Consider the following 13,104-nt stretch of genomic DNA (forward strand, 5'->3'; position numbering starts at 1 on the left):
GGATGACATGCCTCTTGAGGGGGAGTACGAACCCAGCCCGACCCAGTGGGTGCGCGAGCAGGTGGAGCTGTACGAGAGCTCCGGCGGGACCCAGGGCACGACCCTGCTGGACACCGGAATGCCCGTCGTCCTGCTGACCACGCGAGGCGCCAGAAGCGGCAAGATCCGCAAGACCCCGCTGATGCGCGTCGAGCACGAGGGGCGCTATGCCGTCGTCGCCTCCCTGGGCGGCGCCCCGAAGCACCCCGTCTGGTACCACAACATCAAGGCCGATCCGCGGGTGGAACTGCGCGACGGCACGGTGCTCAAGGACATGAAGGCCCGCGAGGTCACCGGCGCGGAGAAGGCCGCCTGGTGGGAGCGGGCCGTCGCGGCCTACCCGCCGTACGCCGACTACCAGAAGAAGACCGACCGCGAGATCCCGGTGTTCGTGCTCGAACCGCTGGACTGACCGGCCGGCGCGAACCGCCCGCGGAAAAAAGTCGGGCCCGGAGCGCATGGAACCACACGCCCCGGGCACCCGCACGTCAGGCCCCGCCGCGCTCCCCCGTCGCGGCGGGGCTTGTTCGTGCCTCCTGCGCCAGCCGGTCGGTCACATCGAGGAAGATCTGGTCCGCCTCGGGGACCGTGCCGCCGATCGAGCGCTTGATCCGCACCGCCACCTCCTCGACCCGCTCGCTGTCCAGACCGGGCACCAGGTCGACGCGCGCGGCGACCAGCAGCGAGTCGATCCCCGTCTTCATGGTGAACAGCGCCTCCACGCTGTCGATCTCCGGCTGGGCCCGCAGCAGGGCGCGGATCCGGCCGCTCGCCTCCGGGTCGGCGGCCTCGCCGATCAGCTGGTCGCGGGCGTCCCGGCCCAGCCGGTAGGCGACGTACACCAGCAGGGTGCCGATGGCCAGCGACGCGGAGGCCTCCCACACCACCTGCCCGGTGGTCATGTGCAGGGCCATCCCGACGAGGGCGAGGGTCACGCCGAGCACCGCCGTGCCGTCCTCGGCGACGACCGTGCGCAGCGCCGGGTCGCGCAGTCCGTCGGAGACTCCCTGGCCGCGCAGTTGGTGCAGCGCCCGCAGCAAGGAGGCGCCCTCGGCGAGCAGGGCCACCCCGAGCACCACCATGCCGGCCACATAGCCGCCGAAGCTCTCCTCGGTGCCCTTGGTGAGAGCTTCCACCCCCTGGTAGAAGGAGAAGCAGCCGCCCATGATGAAGATCCCGACGGCGGCGAGCAGCGACCAGAAGAAGCGTTCCTTGCCGTAGCCGAAGGGGTGGCGGCGGTCGGCGGGGCGGCGGCTGCGGCGCAGCGCGGCCAGCAGGAAGACCTCGTTGAGGCTGTCGGCGACCGAATGGGCGGCCTCGGACAGCAGGGCCGGTGAGCCCGCGAGCAGGCCGCCGATCGTCTTGGCGACCGCGATCACCAGATTGGCCGCCAGCGCCACCAGCACGGTGACCCGTGTCCTGCTGTCCGCCTCGCGCGCTGCCTCGTGCGCCGCCTGCCGGGCGGCGGGTGTCTCGCCCGGCGGCTGCCGTGGGCCGGCCGCCAGGGCCCGCCGCTTCTCCTCATCCGGTGTGCGCCCCTCCCGGTCCGATACCGACCGCTGCTGCCCGTCTGCGTTCGAGGATGTCCCACTCACCACCGCCGGATGCCCCGGTCGGCTCGCATCACACCGTGCGGACCGCGTGAACGGGGGAACTCGGGACACCGGTGGACAGGGTCCACATGACGAGAGGAGCCAGGCATGAGCGGCGCGGGCGACGGCAACAGCGCCTACGGCCGGAAGTCCTTCAAGCGGTCCAGAAGCCATTTCGCCGACCGGATCACCGCGGACGGGCGGGACGGCTGGCCGGTGGCGGCGGGCCGCTACCGGCTGGTGGCCAGCCGTGCCTGTCCGTGGGCGAGCCGGGCGGTGATCTCGCGCCGGCTGCTGGGCCTGGAGTCCGCGGTCTCGCTGGCGATCACCGACCCCGTGCAGGACGACCGGAGCTGGCACTTCGGTCTCGACCCGGACGGCCGCGACCCCGTGCTCGGCATCCGCTTCCTCAGCGAGGCGTACGACCGGCGGGAGACCGGCTATCCGGGCGGGGTGAGCGTCCCGGCGATCGTCGACGTGTCCACGGGGAAGCTGGTCACCAACGACTACCAGCGGATCACCCTGGACTTCGCCACCGAGTGGACGGCCCTGCACCGGGAAGGGGCGCCGGACCTGTACCCGCAGCGGTCGCGCGACGAGATCGACACCGTGATGGCGGAGGTCTTCACGGACGTCAACAACGGCGTGTACCGGGCGGGCTTCGCCACGGACCAGGCGGAGTACGAGGCCGCCTGCTCCGACGTCTTCCGCCGGCTGGAGCTGCTGACCCCGCGACTGGCCGGGCAGCGGTACCTGGTCGGGGACACGATCACCGAGGCGGACATCCGGCTCTTCACCACATTGGTGCGTTTCGACGCCGTCTATCACGGCCACTTCAAGTGCAACCGCTGGAAGCTGACGGAGAACGAGGTGCTGTGGGCGTACGCCCGCGACCTGTTCCAGACCCCCGGTTTCGGGGACACCGTCGACTTCGACCACATCAAGCGGCACTACTACCAGGTGCACACCGGTATCAACCCGACCCGGCTCGTGCCTCTCGGACCGGACCTGTCCGGCTGGCTGACAGCCCATCACCGTGAGCGGCTGGGCGGGCACCCGTTCGGGGACGGCACACCGCCGGGGCCGGTGCGGGCCGGTGAGGAGGTCCCGGCCGCGGGCCGGCCGTGATCCCCCGCAACCGTCGTACGAGATGAAGGAGATGCAGGTGGCCAAGAGCAAGAAGCGGAAACTGCCCGCCGTCTACCAGCCGGTCGGCTGGCTGCTGGGCTGGTCGGGAGGTGCGCTGGCGGGCCTCGCCTTCCGCAAGGTCTGGATGGCGATCCGGGACGAGGAGGACGCGCCGGACGCGCTCGACCCGGACCGCGGCTGGGGCGAGATCCTGCTGGCCGCCGCGATCCAGGGCGCCATCTTCGCCGCGGTGCGCAGCGCGGTCGACCGCACCGGCGCCAAGGCCATCGCCCGTACGACCGGGGTGTGGCCGGCCAAGGACAAGGGCGGCCGGGACTGACCCGACCGTCCCCCTTCCCAGGAGGCCCGGGCCCTCGGCGGCCCGGGCCCTGCGTATGCCTGTCAGTGCTGCGCGGCCGGGTCGAACCCCTCCGGTGCCCGGTCGAGGAACGCGGTGACGGCGCTGATCCGGCCGTTCCCGTCGAGGACGATCACATCGGTTCCCTCGGCGAACGACGTGGCGTTCCCGTCGTCGCCGGTCAGGATCTCCCACTTCAGCCTGGCCCGGTCGTGGTGGATCCTCGGCTGTTCGCGCAGGCGGAGGGAGGCGGCGCCCACGTGGGCGAGGAACCGGTTGCGGAAGTCCATCAACGCCTGTGCGCCGCTGAGGATGCCGATCTCGGCGCGGTACTCGACGCCGTCGGTGAAGGCCGCCGCCGCGAGGCGGCGCTGTTCCGGCTCGGTGGTGGCGTTCCAGAACCGCACGTACCGCTCCAGGGCGGCCTCGGCTCCGTCGCGCATTCGGATGTGTTCCGCCGTCTCGGTCATGGCGTGGTCCCCTCGTCGTCTCGTCGTCTCGTCGTCTCGTCGTCTCGTCGTCTCGTCGTCTCGTCGATCGCGTCGTCGCACGGGTCGCCGGGCTGCGCACCGTGCCGGGGACCGACTCTGAACCGGCCGCGGACGGCTGTCGATGACCTGCGAGGTCATTGCCGTGCCCCGTGCGGGCCGTGGACCCTTTCGTCATGACGACGACCACCGAGCCCGTCGGGACGCTGGTACGGCGGTGGCGCGAGCGGCGCCGCCGGTCGCAGCTCGACGTGTCGCTCGCCGCCGAGCTGTCCACCCGGCACCTCAGCTGCATCGAGACGGGCCGGGCCCATCCGAGCCGCGACATGATCCGCCGCCTGTGCGACGAGCTCGACGTGCCGCTGCGGGAGCGCAACGCGCTCTATCTGGCCGCGGGTTTCGCCCCGGTGCATCCCGAGCGGCCCTTCGCCGACCTCGGCGCGGCGCGGGCCGCCGTGGAGGCCGTGCTGACCGGCCACGAGCCGAATCCCGCGCTCGCCGTCAATGTGCGCTGGGAACTGCTGGCCGCGAACCGGGCCATGGAAGTGTTCCTCGGCGATGTCGACGGCACGTCGTCACGGCAGCCGTTCAACGTGCTCAAGGCGACCCTGCACCCGGACGGTCTGGCGGGCCGCATCCGCAACCTGGCGCAGTGGCGAGCCCATGTGCTGCGCCGGGTCCGGCGTCAGCTGGACCGCACCTCGGCGGCCGGTCTGGCCGAGCTGCTGGCGGAACTGGAGAGCTATCCGGCCCCTGGCGGGAGCGGGACGGAAGCCGAGGCGTTCCCGGACGACCTGGTCGTTCCGCTGCGGATGTCGACGGAGCGCGGCGAACTCGCCCTGCTGTACACCACGACGGTGTTCGGCTCGCCGCGCGATGTGACGCTGGACGAGATCGCCATCGAGACGTTCTTCCCCGCGGACGCACACACGGCGGTGTTGCTGCGGGAGTCCTTGTGAACGCCGGCCGCGCCTGTCGTCGAAGTGGGCGGACGGCCCTCCGAGCCGGCCTTCCCCGAGGCGGTGGCCGACACGGTGGGACCGCTGCGGGACGACCGCACGGACACCCCGGTGCCGCGGGTGGCCGCGGACGGCGCGGCACTCAGGGGCAGGACACCCGGACCCTCTTCAGCCCTGCTTGGGCCCCACCGGCACCGAGCGGCGGAGGGTGAACGGGTGGCCCGCCGGGTCGGCGCAGCCTCGGGACTCGAAGGTGCCGGCGGGGTCCTGGGCGTCGATGGGACGGCCGCCGAGGGTGACGACCCGGCGTTCCGCCGCGTCGAGGTCGGTGACCACGAACTCCAGGTGGGCCTGGAGGGAGTTCTCGGGGCGCGGCCAGCTCGGCGGGGTGGCGTTGACGTCCCGGCGGAACGCCAGCCGGGTGCCGTCGGGGCTGCGTATCTCCACCCGGTTGGCGGTCGCTTCGGTCTCCTCGGCGTCCAGGAGCTGCTTGTAGAACGCGGCGAGCTTGTCGGGCTCGGCACAGTCGAGCACCACGACGCCCGCGCTGACCAATGGCATGTCTCCTCCGCAGGGTTCGGGACCCGGGGGTCCGCCCCGCGCCCTTGTACCTTGCGGATATCCCGCGCCACCGGATTCAGTCGGCCGCCGCGCGGGCCGCGCCGCCGTCGCTCGTCGAGCGTGTGCCCTCGGGGTTCTGGTGGCGTGGCGGACCGAGGATCAGGGGCGTCGAGCGAGGAAGACGAACTCCCTGCCCGGCCGGTCGGGCGCGTCACGCACCTCTCGCAGCACGTAGCCGTGCCCGGCCAGGTCCGACTCGACCTCCTCGCGCTCCCGGAAGCGCAGCGTCGAGTCCGAGGTCAGCACCTGCCCGTCCGCAGCGAAGACGTAGGTCCAGCGGAAGGCCACCAGGGGCCCGCTCACCTCGATCACCTGGACCCAGCTCTCGACGGAGCCGGCGCCCGGGATCTCCGTCACGCGGCGGGAGTTCTCGCGGGTCCACTTCTCCCAGGCGCGTCCGGCCGGATCACGGGTCTCGAAGACCAGGTGGCCGCCGGGCCGTAGTGCCTCGCGGGTTCCTCGCAGGGTCTTCTGCCAGGTGTCCCGGTCGACGACGGCCTGGGCGACATTGGCTGTCATCGTCGCGAGGTCGACGCGCAGTGGCGGGAGGGCCGTCGCGTCTCCGCAGATCCAGTGGACGCGTTCACTGCCCGGCTTGGCCCGGGCCACGTCGATGGACGCCCGGGCGGGGTCGACGCCCACGACCTCGATCCCGCGGTCGGCCAGGAGCAGTGCGAACACCCCGGTGCCGCAGCCGATGTCCAGGACTCGCCGCGCCCCGAACTCCTCCGCCGTCCGGAGGTAGGCGTCGAGATCGCGGCGGTCGGGATCCAGCGGATCGTAGATCGCGGCGAGTCGTGGATGCCGGAAGCAGTCGTCAGCCATGCGGCCGAACGTATGCAGAGCGGGCCCCGAGGAGCCATCGGGTTTCGCCGGACTCGGTCGGCCGGGGCTCTAGGGCCCGGCCGGCACCGGACGCCAAGGCCGGTGCGGAAGTGAGACGAGTGAGTATACGCAGCTCAAGTGGCTTGTGCAGTAACGGAGATCACGGACGTTGTGCTGTGTAGATCATTTACGCTCGGGGCAGCCTCGTACCGCTTCTAGGTTCAACTTTCGAGCCACGAAGGCCAGTTCGAGTGCGTGGGCGGCAGCGCGGCCGCCCGCTCGCAGGGGCGGGGGGCTCTGCGGTCCGTCTCCCGAAAGGAAGCGCATGCCTCAGGACGTCCGGTTCGACCTCCCCTTCGACACTCCGGTCAGCCCGCATCTGGAGTACGCCCGCGCGCGGCACCTGCGCTGGGTGTGGGAGATGGGGCTGGTGCGCAGCCAGACAGGGTTCGACGAGTACCAGTCGTGGGATCTGCCGCAGGCCGCGGCCCGGACCTATCCGTACGCCTCGGCGGACGACATGGTCGTGCTGATGAACTGGTTCTCCCTCGCCTTCCTCTTCGACGACCAGTTCGACGCCGGTCGCCCCGACCGCGCCGACCGGATCGCCGAGGTGGCGCGCGAGCTGATCGTGACCCCGCTGCGCCCGGCGGGCAGCCGGCCGCGGGTGGTGTGCCCGATCACCGTGGCGTGGGCGCAGGTCTGGGAACACCTCTCGGATGGCATGTCCCTGACATGGCAGTCCCGGTTCGCCGCGTCCTGGGGACGGTTCCTGGTCGCGCACTGCGAGGAGGTCGACCTCGCGGCGCACGGCCTGGCCGGCGGCCTCGCGCTGCCCGTGTACGCCGGGTTCCGGCGCCGTACGGTCGGCATCCACCACAGCATCGACGCCGGTGAGCGCAGCCGCCGCTTCGAAGTGCCCGCGCAGGCGATGGCGCATCCGCTGATGGAACGGATGCGGGACCTGGCCGCCGACACCATCGGCTTCATGAACGACATCCACTCCTTCGAGCGCGAGCGGCGCCGCGGCGACGGCCACAACCTGATATGCGTCCTGCGCGAAGAGCGCGGCTGCTCCTGGGAGGACGCCGCCGCCGAGGCGTACCGCATGACCAGCGCGTGCCTGGCCGAGTACCTGGAGCTGGAGGCGCGCGTCCCGGACATGTGCGACGAGCTGGGCCTCGACGCGGCGGAGCGGGCCCGGGTGAGGATGGGCGTGGAGGCCATCCAGCACTGGATCAACGGCAACTACGAGTGGGCTCTCACCAGCGGCCGGTACGCCGCCGCCAAGGAGGGCCCGGTGGCCACGGCCGAACTCGCCGGCCGGGGCTCGGTGGACGATCTGCTGACCGTGTGACGGCGCCACGTCGCTGATCGCACCGACCGCGCCACCGTCGCGCGCCCGGCCTGTGACCTCGGCCGGGCGCGCGTCCGTGCGCGGCGGGCGGCACGCGGCGGACGGGGTCCTGGTGACAGGCCTCAGACGGTGAACTCCACCGGCAGGCTGTCCAGCCGCGACTCCCAGGTGGAGGCCGTCGAGGACAGTTCCTCCGCCGGTACCGCGAGCCGCAGCCCCGGCAGCCGGTGCAGCAGCACGTCGACGCCGGTCTCGATGATGGCCTGGCCGATGTTCTGCCCGGGGCACTCGTGCGGACCGGCGCTGAACGCCAGGTGGGACTGATTGCCCTGGACGGAGACGCCGATGTCGGGCCGCACCTCGGGGTCCGTGTTGCCGGCCGCGAGACCGAGGACCAGCAGGTCGCCCTCCGCGATGTGGTGACCGCCCAGCTCCAGGTCGGCCGCGGCGAACCGGCCCGGCATGACGGCGAGCGGCGGGGAGTTCCACATGACCTCCTCCACCACCGCGGAGATGTTCAGCTGGCCGCCGATCAGTCCGGACAGCCGGGACACGTCGGTGAGGACCAGTTGCAGCACCCGGGCCAGCAGGTTGCTGGTCGTGGTGTGCGCGGCGATCAGCACCAGCCGCAGATGGCTGATGACCTCGTCGGTGTCCAGGCCGGCCGGGTGCTCCAGCAGCGCGGTGGTGAAGTCGGAGCCGGGCTCGGACCGCTTGCGCTCGGCGAGTTCACCGAGGATCTCGATGATCCGGTCGTTGTGGACGACGGCCTCCTCACCGCCCTTGAGGACCTGCGCGCAGGACTCGACCAGCCGCCGCCCCTCCCCCTCGGCCAGCCCGAGGATCCGGGTGAGCACGAGCATCGGCAGGTACTCGGCGTAGTCCGCCACCAGGTCGGCCCGGCCGGTCCCGGCGAACGCGTCGATCTGCTTGTGGGCGAAGTGCGTGGCGTGCCGCCGGATGCCGCGCGTGGCCGCCGCCTGGAGCCCGTCGGTGACGGCGCCGCGCAGCCTGCGGTGCGGCTCGCCGTCCTGGGAGACGCAGTCGGGCCGCCAGCCGAGCATCGGCACCAGCGGCGAGGTCTCCGCGACCCGGCCCTCCCGCCAGTCCCGCCAGATCCGGGCGTCCCGGCTGAACTGCCACGGTGTGTCCAGCACCCGCCGGTTGTCGCGGTAGCCGAGCACCAGCCAGGCGGGGACGTCGCCCTCCAGCAGGACCGGCGCGACCGTGCCGTGCTCCTTGCGCAGCCGTTCGTAGATCCCGACCGGGTCGGTCGCGGCCTCCGGCCCGTACAGCCGGGTGAGGTCGTCCCCGCCGTGTCCGAAGGGGCATCCGCGCGGCGCGTCGGGGCCGCTTAACGTCTGGTCGTTCATCGGGGCTCCAGTGCTGCGGCGGACCGTTCCTTGAGGTGACGTATGAGGGCGACGAGGACGTCACGGCTGGAGGCCCGGTCGCGGGCGTCGCAGGCGACGACCGGGATGTCCGGCGAGATGTCCAGGGCGTCGCGGATCTCCTCGACGGGGAACTGCCTGGAGTCGGGGAAGACGTTCAGGGCGACGACGAAGGGCACGTTCTGCCGCTCCATCTCCTCGATCGCCCGGAAGCTGGAGGCGAGCCGGCGGGTGTCGACCAGGACGACCGCGCCGAGCGCGCCCTTGAACAGGCCGTTCCACAGGAACCAGAACCGCTCCTGGCCGGGCGTGCCGAACAGGTACAGCATCAGGCTGTCGTTGAGGCTGATCTTGCCGAAGTCCAGGCTGACGGTGGTCTCCGTCTTGTCGGTCACGCCGATGAGGTGGTCGACGTCGACGCTGGCCTGGGTCAATGTCTCCTCGGTGGTGAGCGGCTTGATGTCACTGACCGACCGGACCATGGTGGTCTTCCCGGTGCCGAACCCGCCGGCGATCATCACCTTCACCGAGCGGGTGTCCCCGGACGCCGGAGCGCCGGGCCGGTCAAAGCCTTTCAAGTCCACTGAGTACCTCCTCCAGGAGCGCGAGGTCGGGCCCGCGCCCGGCGCCGTGCGCCGGGATGGGATCACGGGCTTCGACGTGGCCTGCCTGGAGCAGGTCCGCGAGGAGCACCGCGAGAATGTTGAAGGGCAGCCCCAGATGGGCGCCGAGCTCTGCCACCGACAGCGGTTCGCGGCAGCGCCGCAGGATGTCCGCGTACTCGTGCTGCATGCCCGGCGCCGGGGCGGCGCGGGAGACGATGAGGGTCGCCACGTCGAGGCTCGACGCCGAACCGCCCGGTCCGCTGCGCCCCTTGGTGAGGACGTAGTAACGCTCGAGGCCCTGGGGGTCCCCCCTGTTCGAGCGAAGCCGAGAGTTCGGGGGAGGGTCCGTCGGCCGGCGGGGAGCACTCATCCAGAGTGCTCCTCCAGGCGCGGAGTGGTGCCGAGGAGTTCACCCATCCTGCGGGCCAGGTCCCTCATCTGATGACCCAGCAGGCCCTGGTCGAGGCCTTCGCGGGCGAGCACCCCGAGATAGGTCTCGACGCCCGCGCGGACCACGAAGAGATGGCCGCCGTCGACCTCGATCATCGCCAGCCGCAGTTGTCCCGCGTAGGTGGGGAACTGCTCGGCGACCGGCTGGGCGAGGGCCTGGAGACCGGCCACCACGGCCGCGAAGCGGTCCACGTCGTCGGGGTCTTCGGCGCCGTAGGAGGTGATGGCCTTGCCGTCGCTGGAGGCCACGAGGGCGAAGCGGATCTCCTGGATGCTCTCCACCAGATCGCGGAGCGCCCAGCTCACGTCGGTTCCCTGTTGCGTCATGTGGACTAGTCGCTCTCTTCAGTGCGGTGCTCTGCGGACTCGCGTCCGGCGGTCGGTGCGGCGGCGGGGCCGTCGTCGCCGGGCGGGCGTCCGGCGGTGGCGAAGGCGGCGAGGCCGGCGAAGGAGGCGTCCGGCGGGACGGCGAGGACGGCGCTGTCCTCGGTCGGCCGGGTGCGCTCGGCCGGCTCGTGCCGGGCGGGCTCGCCGCGCCTGCTGCGGCGCCGGGGCAGTCCGCCGGGTGTGGTGTCGACGTCGTCGGCGGGCTCCGCCGGGACCTGGGCGGACACCGTGAGGGGCGCGGCGGCGGGGGCGGCGGCCGCGACCGGGGTGGCGGGGGTGGCCGCGGGCAGCGCGCTGAAGTACTTGTGCGGGACCACGACCACCACCGAGGTGCCGAGCCAGGGGGAGTCCGCGAAGGTGACGCGGATGCCGTAGCGGCGGGCGAGGGAGCCGACGACGCGCAGGCCGATGTTGGCCTCCTCGGAGATGCCGCCGAGGCCCGGTCCGGCGGCGGTGCCGGCGAGGGCTTCCTCGGCCTCGCGCTTCTTCTCCTCGTTCAGGCCCTTGCCGGCGTCCTGGATCTCGATGCCGACGCCGTTGGGCACCTCCTTGCCGGAGACGATCACCGGTTCGGTGGGCGGCGAGTAGCGGGTGGCGTTGTCCAGGAGGTGCGCGAAGATCAGCGTGAGGTGGTCCACCAGACCGCCGTCCACGCCCAGTTCGGGCAGATGGCGTACGTCGACACGGTGGAACTCCTTGATCCGGCCGATGCCGCCGCGGACCACGCTGAGCAGCCGCTGCGGCTCCTGCCACTGCCGTCCCGGGCGGTCCGAACCGCCGAGCACACCGATGCTGGCGGCGAGACAGTCGGCGGGGCCGATCGCCTGGTCCAGCTCCATCAGGCCGCGGGCGACGGCGGGGAGGCGGCCGTGCTCGCCCTGCATCTCGTGCAGCCGGCCGCGCAGCTTGCTGGTGAGGACGTGGATGCGGTTGCCGATGCCGACGACGGCCTGCTCGGCGGCGGTGGAGCGGTTGAACTCCGCCTCGACGCCGATCAGCGCGGTGCGCAGCACCTTGCGCAGGTCGGCCTGGAGCTCCGGGGAGATCTCGGCGTCCTGGCGCACGGCGGGCAGCAGGTCGTCGATGGCGTCGCCGGCCCGCAGCCGGGCCAGCGCGTCGGGCAGCTGCTCGCCGGCGAGGCGGGACACCGCGGCCTGCTGGTGGGCGAGCCGCTCCTGCCAGTGGCCGGTCTGCTCTGCGAGCCGCGCCTGGTGGCTCTCGGTCAGCTCCGCGAGCCGGGCCTCGTAGCCGCCGGCCTGTTCGGCGAGGCGGGTCTCGTAGCCCTCCGCCTGTTCGGCGAGCCGGGCCTCGTAGCCCTCCGCCTGTTCGGCGAGCCGGGCCTCCTGGGCGGAGCGTTCGGCGGCGTGCCGGTGCTCCAGGCCGGCCACGTGCTGCTGCCACTGCTGGGAGTGCTCGGCCTGCGCGGCGCGGGCGACGTCCTGCGTGCGGCGGAGCTGGGCGCGGGTACGCAGGAGGAGGCGTACGCACACCGAACCGGCCGCCGTGGCGGCGGCACCGGCCACGGCCGTGACTATTCGCTCGGAGCTCATGAACGTGGCGGCAACCGTTCCGCCGCCTAAGGCGAGTGGCATCAGCCACCAGCTGTACCAGGCGACAGGGGGCCGCGCCGCCGGCGGCGGAGTGGCGAGTTCCATCTGCATCCTTCGAGGCAACACAATCGAACAGGGGGGTGTGCATGGGGACCGCACTCATGAGTACGCACCGTGAGCCGACCCGTCGCGATCGCGTCAACTCGCAGCGCCGGTCGGGAGCTTATCTGGTTTCATCGCTAAAGGATCAACCTCACGGCCGCTGCGGAGGTGAGGGTTCCGTCACTCTCCGCCAACCGCGCGAGAGTCGACAAGTACCCTTACTCACCTGTGCGGTTGTCCCCGCGAGCACCCCCCGGTACCCGATCCGTCACTTGCAGCCCAGGCCGTCCTTCACCCTCGGCCAGGCCTCCGCCCCGTCGGGGGTGCGCACGTACGCGACCGACCGGTCGGGGGTGAACCACAGGGCGCGGCCGTCCCGCCGGTACCCGGTGTCGCGGGCGTCGGCGGGCATCCGGACGTCGCCGTCGTAGGGCGAGGTGAGCATCCCGTCCGGGAGCACGCCGTCGGGGTCGCGGGCGTACAGCCTGGCGTCGGCGTCGCGGCCGGCCGACAGGAAGTGGGCCCGCTGCCAGTCGCAGTGGCTCGCGCCCGCGCTGCTGTGCACCCGGGTGACCGGGACGCGGTCGCCGTGCTCGTCGGTCCACACCTCGTACTCCAAAGAGTCGGTGAAACTCGCGGGCAGTTCGGCGGGGTCGCAGGAGGCGCTGGTCTCGGGTCCCCAGCCGGGGGCGTTCTCGCGGTCCTCGGCGACGATCACCGCGACCTTGGTGCGGCCGTCCACGTCGTAGGAGAACAGCACGCGGCCGCCCTCCTCGCGCTCCACCCGGTATCCCGAGCGCGGCAGTTCGGGCTGCTCGATGTCGAAGAACGCGGCCAGCCCCTCCTCCGGGGTGTCACCGCCGTCGCCCTCGCTCCACACCTCCCCCGCGCCGCCCGAGTAGATCTCCCCGTCGCACTCCAGGGCCCGGCCGGCCGCCCCCGACTCGATCCGGGTGGCCCGCGGGCCGTCCTCGTCCAGGTCCGGGGCCGTCACGTGGAGCGGCCCTCGGTAGGGGGTGGCCGGGGGTGTGCCCTCGACCACGACGTCCTTCCCTCCGTCGCCGCAGCCCCCCGCCGCCGCCACGCTCACCAGCACCGCCACCGCCACCAGTCCTCTGCGCACCCGCCACCCCTCTCCTCGGAAGTCCGCGGCTTTCCAGCTCCGCGACTTCGCGACTCCGAAGCTCCGCGGCTCCGAAGGTCTGTCGCCACCCTGTGACGCGAGAGCGGGGCGGAACGTTCGGTTCGGGGG

At 72.2% G+C, this 13,104-nt stretch carries 15 protein-coding genes; 5 read left to right on the forward strand and 10 right to left on the reverse strand.

The window, feature by feature from the left end:
- Positions 1–7: 7 nt before the first annotated feature.
- On the forward strand, positions 8–451 hold the full coding sequence (locus tag ABT232_RS20980) for a nitroreductase family deazaflavin-dependent oxidoreductase (RefSeq protein ID WP_351842023.1): 444 nt from the start codon (positions 8–10) through the stop codon (positions 449–451).
- Between the two features lie 76 nt (positions 452–527).
- Here ABT232_RS20980 and ABT232_RS20985 read toward each other — a convergent pair whose 3' ends face one another.
- On the reverse strand, positions 528–1,634 hold the full coding sequence (locus tag ABT232_RS20985) for a cation diffusion facilitator family transporter (protein WP_450871732.1): 1,107 nt from the start codon (positions 1,632–1,634) through the stop codon (positions 528–530).
- 105 nt (positions 1,635–1,739) lie between these two features.
- On the opposite strand from ABT232_RS20985, the gene ABT232_RS20990 reads away from it, so the two are divergent.
- Positions 1,740–2,759 carry a glutathione S-transferase family protein gene (locus ABT232_RS20990; RefSeq protein ID WP_351842025.1) on the forward strand — a complete coding sequence of 340 codons (1,020 nt, stop codon included), beginning with the start codon at positions 1,740–1,742 and terminating at the stop codon, positions 2,757–2,759.
- A 31-nt stretch (positions 2,760–2,790) separates the two neighbouring features.
- Positions 2,791–3,099: a DUF4235 domain-containing protein gene (locus tag ABT232_RS20995; protein WP_351842159.1), complete on the forward strand. Its 309-nt coding sequence runs from the start codon at positions 2,791–2,793 to the stop codon at positions 3,097–3,099.
- 62 nt (positions 3,100–3,161) lie between these two features.
- Here the strand turns inward: ABT232_RS20995 and ABT232_RS21000 are convergent, their stop codons facing one another.
- Complete coding sequence (locus ABT232_RS21000; protein ID WP_351842027.1) at positions 3,162–3,587, reverse strand: isomerase; 426 nt, start codon at positions 3,585–3,587, stop codon at positions 3,162–3,164.
- A 194-nt stretch (positions 3,588–3,781) separates the two neighbouring features.
- Here ABT232_RS21000 and ABT232_RS21005 point away from each other — a divergent pair, with 194 nt between their 5' ends.
- Positions 3,782–4,564, forward strand: a complete 783-nt coding sequence (locus ABT232_RS21005; protein WP_351842029.1) for a helix-turn-helix domain-containing protein — start codon at positions 3,782–3,784, stop codon at positions 4,562–4,564.
- A 168-nt stretch (positions 4,565–4,732) separates the two neighbouring features.
- Here the strand turns inward: ABT232_RS21005 and ABT232_RS21015 are convergent, their stop codons facing one another.
- Positions 4,733–5,125, reverse strand: a complete 393-nt coding sequence (locus tag ABT232_RS21015) for a VOC family protein (protein ID WP_351842031.1) — start codon at positions 5,123–5,125, stop codon at positions 4,733–4,735.
- Positions 5,126–5,284: 159 nt separating this feature from the next.
- A complete protein-coding gene (locus ABT232_RS21020) occupies positions 5,285–6,010 on the reverse strand; it encodes a class I SAM-dependent methyltransferase (protein ID WP_351842033.1) in 726 nt (241 codons plus the stop codon).
- A gap of 325 nt (positions 6,011–6,335) precedes the next feature.
- Between ABT232_RS21020 and ABT232_RS21025 the strand changes: the two genes are divergently transcribed.
- Positions 6,336–7,367: a 7-epi-alpha-eudesmol synthase gene (locus tag ABT232_RS21025; protein WP_351842035.1), complete on the forward strand. Its 1,032-nt coding sequence runs from the start codon at positions 6,336–6,338 to the stop codon at positions 7,365–7,367.
- Positions 7,368–7,489: 122 nt separating this feature from the next.
- Here ABT232_RS21025 and ABT232_RS21030 read toward each other — a convergent pair whose 3' ends face one another.
- The 6 genes from ABT232_RS21030 to ABT232_RS21055 form a co-directional block, all read right to left on the reverse strand.
- The gene (locus ABT232_RS21030) at positions 7,490–8,740 is read right to left on the reverse strand and encodes a cytochrome P450 (protein ID WP_351842037.1); all 1,251 of its coding nucleotides are present in this window, start codon (positions 8,738–8,740) and stop codon (positions 7,490–7,492) included.
- Positions 8,737–9,342, reverse strand: a complete 606-nt coding sequence (locus tag ABT232_RS21035; RefSeq protein ID WP_351842039.1) for a GTP-binding protein — start codon at positions 9,340–9,342, stop codon at positions 8,737–8,739. The genes ABT232_RS21030 and ABT232_RS21035 overlap by 4 nt, the downstream gene beginning before the upstream one ends.
- The gene (locus ABT232_RS21040) at positions 9,323–9,733 is read right to left on the reverse strand and encodes a DUF742 domain-containing protein (RefSeq protein ID WP_351842041.1); all 411 of its coding nucleotides are present in this window, start codon (positions 9,731–9,733) and stop codon (positions 9,323–9,325) included. Before ABT232_RS21040 ends, ABT232_RS21035 begins: the two co-directional genes overlap by 20 nt.
- Positions 9,730–10,140: a roadblock/LC7 domain-containing protein gene (locus tag ABT232_RS21045; protein ID WP_097222428.1), complete on the reverse strand. Its 411-nt coding sequence runs from the start codon at positions 10,138–10,140 to the stop codon at positions 9,730–9,732. Before ABT232_RS21045 ends, ABT232_RS21040 begins: the two co-directional genes overlap by 4 nt.
- A 5-nt stretch (positions 10,141–10,145) precedes the next feature.
- Positions 10,146–11,855, reverse strand: a complete 1,710-nt coding sequence (locus ABT232_RS21050) for an ATP-binding protein (RefSeq protein WP_351842044.1) — start codon at positions 11,853–11,855, stop codon at positions 10,146–10,148.
- 265 nt (positions 11,856–12,120) lie between these two features.
- Complete coding sequence (locus ABT232_RS21055) at positions 12,121–12,975, reverse strand: hypothetical protein (RefSeq protein ID WP_351842046.1); 855 nt, start codon at positions 12,973–12,975, stop codon at positions 12,121–12,123.
- Between the last annotated feature and the right edge of the window lie 129 nt (positions 12,976–13,104).

Origin of the sequence: Streptomyces sp. NPDC001532, from assembly GCF_040298625.1 — a bacterium.
GTDB lineage: Bacteria > Actinomycetota > Actinomycetes > Streptomycetales > Streptomycetaceae > Streptomyces.